The organism is Promineifilum sp. (SeqCode), assembly GCF_041918635.1.
Lineage (GTDB): Bacteria > Chloroflexota > Anaerolineae > Promineifilales > Promineifilaceae > Promineifilum.
In genome coordinates this window covers 1-8,736 of record NZ_JAYRVJ010000247.1, presented here as the reverse complement: position 1 = coordinate 8,736, position 8,736 = coordinate 1, and the positions used below count along the sequence as shown (strand labels likewise).

At 63.2% G+C, this 8,736-nt stretch carries 9 protein-coding genes and 1 pseudogene; 4 read left to right on the top strand and 6 right to left on the bottom strand.

The annotated features are described in order from the left end of the window. The 4 genes and pseudogenes from ACE3UY_RS08350 to ppk2 form a co-directional block, all read right to left on the bottom strand. A pseudogene (locus tag ACE3UY_RS08350) lies at positions 1–353 on the bottom strand (hypothetical protein); the annotation flags it as partial. 77 nt (positions 354–430) lie between these two features. Beyond that, positions 431–712, bottom strand: coding sequence for an Lrp/AsnC family transcriptional regulator (locus ACE3UY_RS08345; protein WP_374687082.1), 282 nt, complete (start codon positions 710–712; stop codon positions 431–433). Positions 713–841: 129 nt separating this feature from the next. After that, on the bottom strand, positions 842–2,002 hold the full coding sequence (locus tag ACE3UY_RS08340; protein WP_374687081.1) for a sorbosone dehydrogenase family protein: 1,161 nt from the start codon (positions 2,000–2,002) through the stop codon (positions 842–844). Continuing rightward, positions 2,003–2,935 carry a polyphosphate kinase 2 gene (gene ppk2, locus ACE3UY_RS08335; RefSeq protein ID WP_374687080.1) on the bottom strand — a complete coding sequence of 311 codons (933 nt, stop codon included), beginning with the start codon at positions 2,933–2,935 and terminating at the stop codon, positions 2,003–2,005. 258 nt (positions 2,936–3,193) lie between these two features. On the opposite strand from ppk2, the gene ACE3UY_RS08330 reads away from it, so the two are divergent. Continuing rightward, a complete protein-coding gene (locus ACE3UY_RS08330; protein ID WP_374687079.1) occupies positions 3,194–3,706 on the top strand; it encodes a peptidylprolyl isomerase in 513 nt (170 codons plus the stop codon). Between the two features lie 24 nt (positions 3,707–3,730). Further along, the gene (locus ACE3UY_RS08325; RefSeq protein WP_374687078.1) at positions 3,731–4,117 is read left to right on the top strand and encodes an RNA recognition motif domain-containing protein; all 387 of its coding nucleotides are present in this window, start codon (positions 3,731–3,733) and stop codon (positions 4,115–4,117) included. A 77-nt stretch (positions 4,118–4,194) separates the two neighbouring features. On the opposite strand, the gene ACE3UY_RS08320 is transcribed toward ACE3UY_RS08325, so the two are convergent. After that, a complete protein-coding gene (locus tag ACE3UY_RS08320; protein ID WP_374687077.1) occupies positions 4,195–5,508 on the bottom strand; it encodes an MFS transporter in 1,314 nt (437 codons plus the stop codon). A 214-nt stretch (positions 5,509–5,722) separates the two neighbouring features. Continuing rightward, positions 5,723–6,142 (bottom strand): rhodanese-like domain-containing protein, encoded by a 420-nt coding sequence (locus tag ACE3UY_RS08315; protein ID WP_374687076.1) that lies wholly within the window; start codon positions 6,140–6,142, stop codon positions 5,723–5,725. 192 nt (positions 6,143–6,334) lie between these two features. Here ACE3UY_RS08315 and ACE3UY_RS08310 point away from each other — a divergent pair, with 192 nt between their 5' ends. Together ACE3UY_RS08310 and ACE3UY_RS08305 are read left to right on the top strand one after the other, a co-directional pair. Beyond that, on the top strand, positions 6,335–7,978 hold the full coding sequence (locus ACE3UY_RS08310; RefSeq protein WP_374687083.1) for an aspartate:alanine exchanger family transporter: 1,644 nt from the start codon (positions 6,335–6,337) through the stop codon (positions 7,976–7,978). A 246-nt stretch (positions 7,979–8,224) separates the two neighbouring features. Continuing rightward, positions 8,225–8,736 (top strand): transporter substrate-binding domain-containing protein (locus ACE3UY_RS08305; protein WP_374687075.1); only part of this gene is annotated, 512 nt, incomplete at its 3' end.

Genomic DNA, 8,736 nt, shown 5'->3' with positions numbered 1-8,736 from the left:
TCGAACTCGCCGGCGGTGTAGTTGCGCTGCTCTTGCACCATCGACGGGGTCATGAAGCGGCTGTGGCCGGTATCGCCCAGGATGTCGACCATGCCGGTCAGCGCGCCATCCTGAAGGCGCTGGTCGGTCGCCGCCTCGCGGTCGACGAAATGCTCCTGGATGATGCCGCGCGCCTCTTCCAGAAGGGCCGCATTCAGGCCGCCGGCCGCGCCGGCCGCCGTCCGGCCGCTCAACAGGGTTCGGTCAACGACGATGCCGCCGGCGAAGAAGGCGAAGCACAGCAACAGGAGCATCACCCGGCGGGGCCAGGGATTGGAGCGTGTATAGGTGAGGGGAGGGGTCAGATCATCCATTAGGCCATGTGTACCACGCCGTCCTTAAGGCGGGGTAAGTCAGGGGTGATGGGAAGCTTAAGCTGCTGCCCGGGCGACTATTCATCCAGACCCAGCGAGAACATACTCTCCAGATCGTGGCGGGAAAACGCGCGAAAGGCGATGAGCGTCTCCGACTCGGTGATACCTTGCACCTTGAGCATGTGCTCGGTCACCAATGCGGCCAGGGCCTCATTGTCGCGCACGCGCAAAATGGCTACCAGGTCATAGCGCCCGCCTACGGAATAAACCTCCGTGATGCCATCGAGCGCCGCTAACTCGCCGGCCACTTCGTTGATCTGGCCGCGAACCACTTTCAGCAACACTACTCCACTGACCATGTGTCGTCGCTCCTATTGAGTGGGTCTAACTAACCGCGTCGCAGCGAAAGCCTTGACAGTCGGCCTTGACAGTCGGCCGGAAGTCAGATTGTACCATGCCCCGGCGACGACTGGTGATAGTGCCGGTCATCATGGCGAATCGTACTGGATGCGATAGATGAACCCGCCGCGGTCGTCGCTGACGTACAGCGCGCCGTCCGGGCCGACGGCCACGCCCGCGGGCCGCCCATCCACCGCGCCCGACGCCCCCAGCCAGCCCGCAGCAAATGGCTCGGCCGGCCCGATCGGTGTGTCGCCGTCGAGAGGCAGCCGCCAGACGGCGTAGCCCACCGGCTCGCGCCGGTTCCACGACCCGTGTAGCGCGATAAACAAATCGCCGCGATAGTCGGCCGGGAAGGTGTCGCCGGTGTAGAAGGCGATGCCCAGCGGCGCGGTATGGGCCTGCATCTCGGCCAGCGGCGGCTCTACGCCGTCGCACGCGCCCGGCCCGCCCATATCAGGGTCGGGGATGTCGCCGCTGTGACAGGTGGGCCAGCCGTAATTCGCGCCGTCGCGTACGATGTAAATCGTCTCCGGCGGCGTGTCGTCGCCCATCAGGTCGCGGCCGTTGTTGGACGCCCACAGTTCGCCCGTCTCGGGGTGGATGGCCAGGCCGACAGCGTTGCGCAGCCCGGCGGCGAAGAGACGCTCTCCCGCCCCGGTAGCGTCGTCATAGGCCACAATCGCCGCGCGGCGCGGATCCTCCTCGACGCAGGCGTTGCAACTGGAGCCGACAGACACCACCATGCGGCCGTCGGGCAGAAAGGCGACGGTGCGCGTGGAGTGCACGCCGCCGGGCGGCAGGTCGTCAATGATTACCTGGCGCGACTCGGCCACCCCATCGCCATCGTCGTCAGCCAACCGCACCACGCCCGAGGGCACGCCGACGTACCACGCGCCATTGTGGAAAGCGACGCTATGCGGCCGGTCCAGCTCCTCGGCGAAGACGCGCGTCTCGTCGGCGCGGCCGTCGCCGTTGGCGTCGCTCAGCACGACGATGCGCCCCGCGCCCCGCTCGGCGACATAGAGCGCCCCATCCGGCCCAAAGGCGATGAAACGTGGCCCCGACAGGCCGGCGGCGAAGACGTTGACCGAGAAGTCTGGCGACGCGGTCACATCTGCCTGCTCCCCGCCGCCGATGGAGCCGGCGAAGTTGATCTGGCTGAGGAAGGCCCGGTATAGGTAAGCGCCGCCGGCGGCTAAGATGACAAGCAGCAGCGTTACAACGAGCAGTCGGCGGCGCGAGAACATCTAGTAGCGATTGGGCACAAAGGTTTGCTCGTCGATGGGCGGACGCATATAGCCGCTGCCCGGTTTGCGCGCCGGCAGTTCCAACGGCGGCGGCAGGATATCCTCATAGGGTATCTGGGTCAGCAAATGACTGATGCAGTTGAGCCGCGCCCGCCGCTTGTCGTCGGCGTTTACCACATACCAGGGCGAACCTTTGGTGTCAGTGAAGGCGAACATGCGGTCCTTGGCCTGTGAATACTCCACCCACATGTCGCGTGATTTGAGATCCATGGGGCTGAGCTTCCAGCGGCGTCGCGGGTCGGAGGCGCGCTGCTTGAAGCGCCGTTCCTGCTCCTCGTCGCTGACCGAGAACCAGTACTTCAGCAGGATGATGCCCGAACGCATGATCATGCGTTCAAACTGGGGGCACGACTGCAGGAACTCGCGGTATTCGGCCTCGGTGCAGAAGCCGTGGACGTACTCCGTGATGGCCCGCGTGTACCAGCTGCGGTCGAACAAAACGATCTCGCCGGCCGCCGGCAGGTGCGCCACCCAGCGCTGGAAGTACCATTGCGTCTTTTCCACGTCGCTGGGGATGCCCAGGGCGACAACGCGCAGGGTGCGTGGGTTGGTGCGTTCGATGATGCGCTTGATGACGCCGCCCTTGCCGGCTGCGTCGCGCCCCTCGAAGAGGACGATCACCCGAAGCCCCTTCTCTTTCACCCAATACTGGAGCTTGACCAGTTCTTCCTGGAGCTTCAGCATCTCCGTTTCGTAGTAATCCTCTTTCAGCTTACCCTTCTGCGTGAGATGTTTGTCGGTGATCGGTGCGCCTTGTTCGCTGTCCTCTTGAGTTGGAGTGACCTCGGCGCTCGCCCCGTTCGACTTAACCTCGTCCACAATTGCAACGCTCTCGTCCTTGCCTTTGTCCTTCTTCTTGGTTTTCTTGGCCATGTGGCGCCTCCTCGGGTCATCAATGTTTTATCGCAAATGAGTCGCGCGCGCTATGGTAGAAAGGCAACGATCCTGAAAAAAGCAGTTGACATAGGGATCGCAGTTCGCTATAGTACCGGTTGACTGGTGTGAGTGGTTGCTGGGACGGAAGTACGGCCGCCTGAGCTTGCAGCGGGTGGCCTTTTTGTTTGGCGACGCCGTCCGGCCGGGGCCCCTGAGGCTTTTGAAGTCAGTACACACTGGGTTAGGAGAGACTGTTTGAAGAAGGATCTGGAGAAGCAGAACGATCTGGCCGTAGAAGACGGTTTGGTCGTCAGCCTGTCGTACGTCCTGCGCCTGGACGATGGGGAGCAGATCGACTCCGCGGCGAGCGACGATCCCCTCGTCTATCTGCATGGCGCCCAGAACATCATCCCAGGGTTGGAAGAAGCATTGCTCGGTCTGAAGGTCGGCGATGTACGCGACGTCGCCGTTAGCCCGAATGAAGCTTACGGCGAAATGAACCCGGATGCGTTCGAGTTGGTTCCCTATGAGGCCTTCCCGTCCGACCTGGAACTGGAAGAAGGCATGGGGGTGAGAATGGTTGAGAGCGGCACGGGCCGGCAAGTGGAAGCTTACATCTCGGAGTTGCGCGATGATGGCGCGCTACTCGATTTGAACCACCCGCTCGCCGGTGAGACGCTGTATTTCAATGTTGAGGTTGTCGGTTTGCGCCGGGCTACGTCGGATGAAATTGCCCACGGTCATGCCCACAGTGATCACACACACTAGTTAGATTTGGGGTTTGAAAGAGAGATGAAAAAGCTGTACGTTGGTAATTTGCCGTTTGACACGGATGAGGAACAGATTCGCGAGCTGTTCTCCACCTACGGAGAGGTGCGCTCGGTCGATATGATCAACGACCGCGACACCGGCCGCTTCCGCGGCTTCTGCTTCGTGGCGATGGACAACGCTGCCGCCGATTCCGCCGCGCAGGCGCTCAATGGCTACTCCTTTGGCGGTCGTCCGCTGAAGGTGAATGAGGCCAAGCCGCGCGAGGAGCGCCCGGCCGGGACGGGTGGCGGCGGTCGTGGTGGTTATGGCGGCGGCGGCGGTGGTCGTCCTGACAACCGTAGCCGCGGCGGCTACGGCGGCGGCCAGAGCCGCGGCGACCGCGATCGCGGCGACCGCAATCGCTGGTAGGAACTGTCAGACGGCATAGACCAAGACACCCAAACGGTGGTTACTGAGTGCGGTAACCACCGTTTTTATTTGCCTCCTCAGATCGCCGCCCCCTCCGTCGCCACTTCGGCCGGGACCTTGCCGCGGCCAAAGAACAGCCACTCAATGACGATGGCCGTCGCATACAGAAGCGTCACCCCGGCAAAGACGTAGGTGAAGCCCGCCGGCCCATGAGCTACCTGCAACTGCCCACTGACCTGCGGCATGATGAACCAACCCACCTGAAAGACCAGATTGGTCAGGCTGACCGATAGCGCCTGGGCTTGCTCCGGCACGCGCTCCAGGACAAAGGTCTGGTAGACGGGGTTGCTCAGGTTCATCAGCGCCAGCCGGAAGATGTAGGCGACGCCGGCGATGATAAAGAAGAGTTCCGCGGCCGCGCGCCCCGACGGCACAAGATAAGCGCCCAACCCCAGCGTCATCAGGAACGGGATCGACAGGCCCTGCGTCAGCATGACCGTCTTGATCTTGCCGTAGCGGTCGGCCATAGGCGGCCCGGCAAACTGCCCTACCGCCATCGCCAGACCACCCAACGCGAAGACGACGCCAATGGCCGGGTCCGGCTGCTCGTAGACGTTGCGGAAGTAGACATTCATGAAGGGCTGCATGAGGCCCGCGCCCAGGCCGATGACCAGCGAGGGCAAAAGGAACATGGCAAACAGCCGGGCGTGGCGGCGAACCAGCACCCAGGGCAACTCGATGGCCCCCTGCGGCAGGCGCGTGGCCCGAATGAATAGCAGCGGGATGATGGAGAAGAGGCTCAGCAGGACAATACTCCCCAGCGATAACTGGTAGGATAACGTTTCCGTCGGCCCCGCGCCGGCCCACCCGCCCAGCCAGCCGGGCAAGATGCCCGCCAGCAGGTTGCCGAAGAAGCTGGCGACCGTAGACAGGCCGGCCATGAAGCTGAACGCCCATTGCCGCTCGCGCGCGCCGGTGTGAGCCATCAGGAATGGCGCGCCGGCCACTCCCCCCAGGCTCATGGACACCCCGGCCAGCATGCGAAAGGCGACCAGCGGCCATTGCGATGGGAAAAGCACGAGGCCCAGATAGGCCACCGCGCCGATAAGCCCGCTGGCGATCATGACCCACTTGGGTGAGTAGCGTTGGGCGATGTAGGCCGCGGGCAGAGCCATGGCGATAGTTGCCAGGGAAGCGGCCGACTGTAGCGTGCCCAGAAAGGCCTCGTCATAGCCGGGGCCCAGGCTGAGCACGTAGAAGTTGAAGGTGAACAGGAAGATGCCGAACGTCAGGCCGCTACCCATGCCGAACAGGAGCACAAGCCAGACGTTGCGCGAAAACAGGCGGATCATCGCCGCGTAGGCGGACAGACCCCGTCGGAGGCGATTCATACAGACTCCCGCGGCCCCGCGCCATGTGCCGCCCTACTGCGCGGGCGGCGCGGGCCGGGGCGAAGAGGATCGAGGACGTTAGACAACTGTCTAACGTGGAGTATAGCCAGTATGAGGTCGCGAGACAAAGACGATAGCCCAAACGGGCTACGTCATAGTTAACGTACTGCTCGCTGGGCGTGCGCTACCGGGGTCACGCGGGACGGGTCGGAGACTACTGTTCGACGGTGTAGCCGGCCTCTTGCCAGGCCACAAGGCCGCCTTCCATGTTATGGACGTTCGTGAAGCCCTGCTCGCGCAGAAAGTCGGCCACCTGACTACTGCGGTTGCCGGTGCGGCACGTCACGATGATCTCGGTATCGGTGGGTAGTTCGCTCATGCGCGAGGCGACCTCGCCCATCGGGATCAACGTAACGCCCGGTATGTGGCCCGCGGCATACTCATCTGGCTCGCGCACGTCGAGCAAGAAGATGTCCGGGCTATCCTGCAAACTGTAGACAGTAGCCACGTCCACCGTATCTGGTAGGCTGGCCGCACTTGGTTCCTCGACCATTGGCGAAGCCGTCTCGCCGCCACAAGCAGCCAACAGGAGCAGAGTCAGCGTTAGCACGCTCAGCAACATCATTTTCTTCATAAGTCCTCCGAATTAGCCGGTGAAACCGGCGCGACCATAGCGGACCGTACTGAGATGGTACTAACTCTGATAGGCGAAGGCAAGCCGCCGTATAGCGCCGCACTATGGTTCGCGTGCCTGCCCCCGCCCGCGTGCTATACTCCGACGTGGAGTCCTCTACAACGGTCTCTCCGGAGGAGTGTCATGCAAGCTATCGTCGATTTTTTGATTGAGGAGCCGCTCGTGTTGCTCTTCATCGTCTCCGGTCTTGGCTACCTGTTGGGCCGGATCAAGGTAAAGGGTATCAGCCTGGGCGTGGCCGCGGTGCTCTTCGTCGGCCTGGCCTTCGGCGCCCTCAGTCCGGACATGAAGCTGCCCACAGTTCTTGTCGATCTGGGCCTTATCATCTTCGTCTACACCATCGGCCTGAGCAGCGGGCCGGGTTTCTTCGCCTCCTTCCGGCGCAAGGGGCTGCGCGACAACACGTTTGTCTTGCTAATGCTCCTGTTCGCCGCGTTGCTGGTGGTGGCCGCCGCTTCGCTGTTCAGCCTTCGGGCGACCGTCGCCGCCGGCATGTACGCCGGCAGTCTGACCAACACACCCGCCTTGGCCAGTGTCCTGGAAACCATCACCCGCACCGCGCCGGCCGACCAGCTCACCCGGCTGGAGACAGAGCCGGTGATCGGCTACTCCGTCGCCTATCCGATGGGCGTCATCGGCACGCTGATCGCCGTCTACGTCATGCAGCGCGTGTTCCGCATCGACTATCTGACCGAGGCGCGTTCGCTTCGCCAGTACAACGTCGTCGAGCAAGACCTCTATACGCGCACGGTGCGCGTCACCAATCCGCGAGCCGTTGGGCTCACCGTGAGCGAACTGGTGCGCGCCAACGAGTGGGACGTTGTCCTGTCCCGCTTCCGGCACGATGGGGGGACCACATTAGCCACCGGCGACACGGCCTTTGCTCTCGATGACCTTGTCGCTTTGGTCGGCACGCCAGAGGAGGTGGACAAGGCTGTCGCCTGGCTGGGCGAGCCGGCCAGCGTTCAACTGGAACTGGATCGCAGCGAATATGACTTCCGGCGCATGTTTGTGTCCAATCATGAAGTCGTTGGCCGCGCGCTGAATGAGTTGAACTTGCCGCAGCAGTATGGGGCCATCGTCTCGCGCATTCGCCGGGGCGACATCGACCTGCTGGCCCACGGCGATACCGTGATCGAGTTGGGCGACCGCGTCCGCGTCGTCGCCAAGCGCACCGACATGCCGCGCCTGGCCGCTCTCTTCGGCGACTCCTACAAGGCGCTCAGTGAGGTCGATCTCGTCTCGCTGAGCCTGGGATTGGCCCTGGGGGTGCTCATCGGGCTTATCCCCATCCCCCTGCCCGGCGGCGTGGTCATTAGTCTGGGGCTGGCCGGCGGGCCGTTGCTCGTGGGCCTGATTCTTGGCGCAATGCGCCGGACGCGCAGCATTGTCTGGACCATCCCCTATAGCGCCAACCTGACATTGCGCCAGATCGGTCTCATTCTCCTCCTGGCCGGCATCGGCGTCCGTTCGGGCTACACGTTCTTCACCAACTTCAGCGCCAGCGGCGGTTTACAGGTGTTCATCGCTGGCGCGATCATCACCATGACGATCGCCTTCCTGACGCTGTTCATCGGCTACAAGTTCATGAAGATCCCGTTCGGCCTGTTGACGGGCATGCTGTCCGGCCTGTGCACCCAGCCGGCGACGCTCGGCTTCAGTCTGCAGCAGGCGGAAAACGAACTGCCCAACCTGGGTTACGCCCTCGCCTTCCCCGTGGCGACCATCACCAAGGTCGTCGTCGCCCAACTCTTACTGGTGTTTCTCAGTCGATGAGTTGCCGGAGAAAATCAGCCCCATCCTTCGGCGCCATTTGCCGACAGGGGCCGCCCGTGGATAATTGGCGGCCATCAGCGACCGGGCCGAGACACGTCAGCGCCGCATGACTTTGAACTGGGTTAACGAGCGGAATAGTTCAGCCAGGCCTCCCCAGCCGTGGCGGGCCGACGCCACGCCGGTCGTCGTTTCGCGCCGTTTCGCGCTATCCCTTTATTCACCATCTTGTAGCGAGGAGAAAGACACATGAAGAGGAGTGTGGTTGTGCTGCTGATCCTGTTGGCGTTCAGTCTGGCCTTGGTCGCGTGCGGCGGCCAGACCCAGGAGCCTGTGGCCCCGGCCGAAGATACGGGCACGGTTGAGGAACCGGCGGCGACCGAAGCGCCCGCCGCCGAGGAGACCGCCGGAGAGGAGATCACCGCCGATGGCTTGTTGGCCGATATCCTTGAGCGCGGCGTCATCCGCGTCTCGACCGACGCCAACTATGAGCCGCAATCCTTTCTGGACGAGAACGGCGAATTCGTGGGCTTCGACATCGACGTGGCCCGCGAGATCGCCAAACGGCTCGGCGTCGAGGTGGAGTTTGTCACGCCCGACTGGGACGTCATCACCGCCGGCAATTGGGGCGGTCAGTGGGATATGAGCGTTGGGTCGATGACCGTCACCACCGGCCGGCAAGAGGTGCTCGACTTCGCCACGCCCGCCTACTACTACACCCCGGCCCAATTCGCCGCCGCCGACGGCTCCGGCATCGAGAC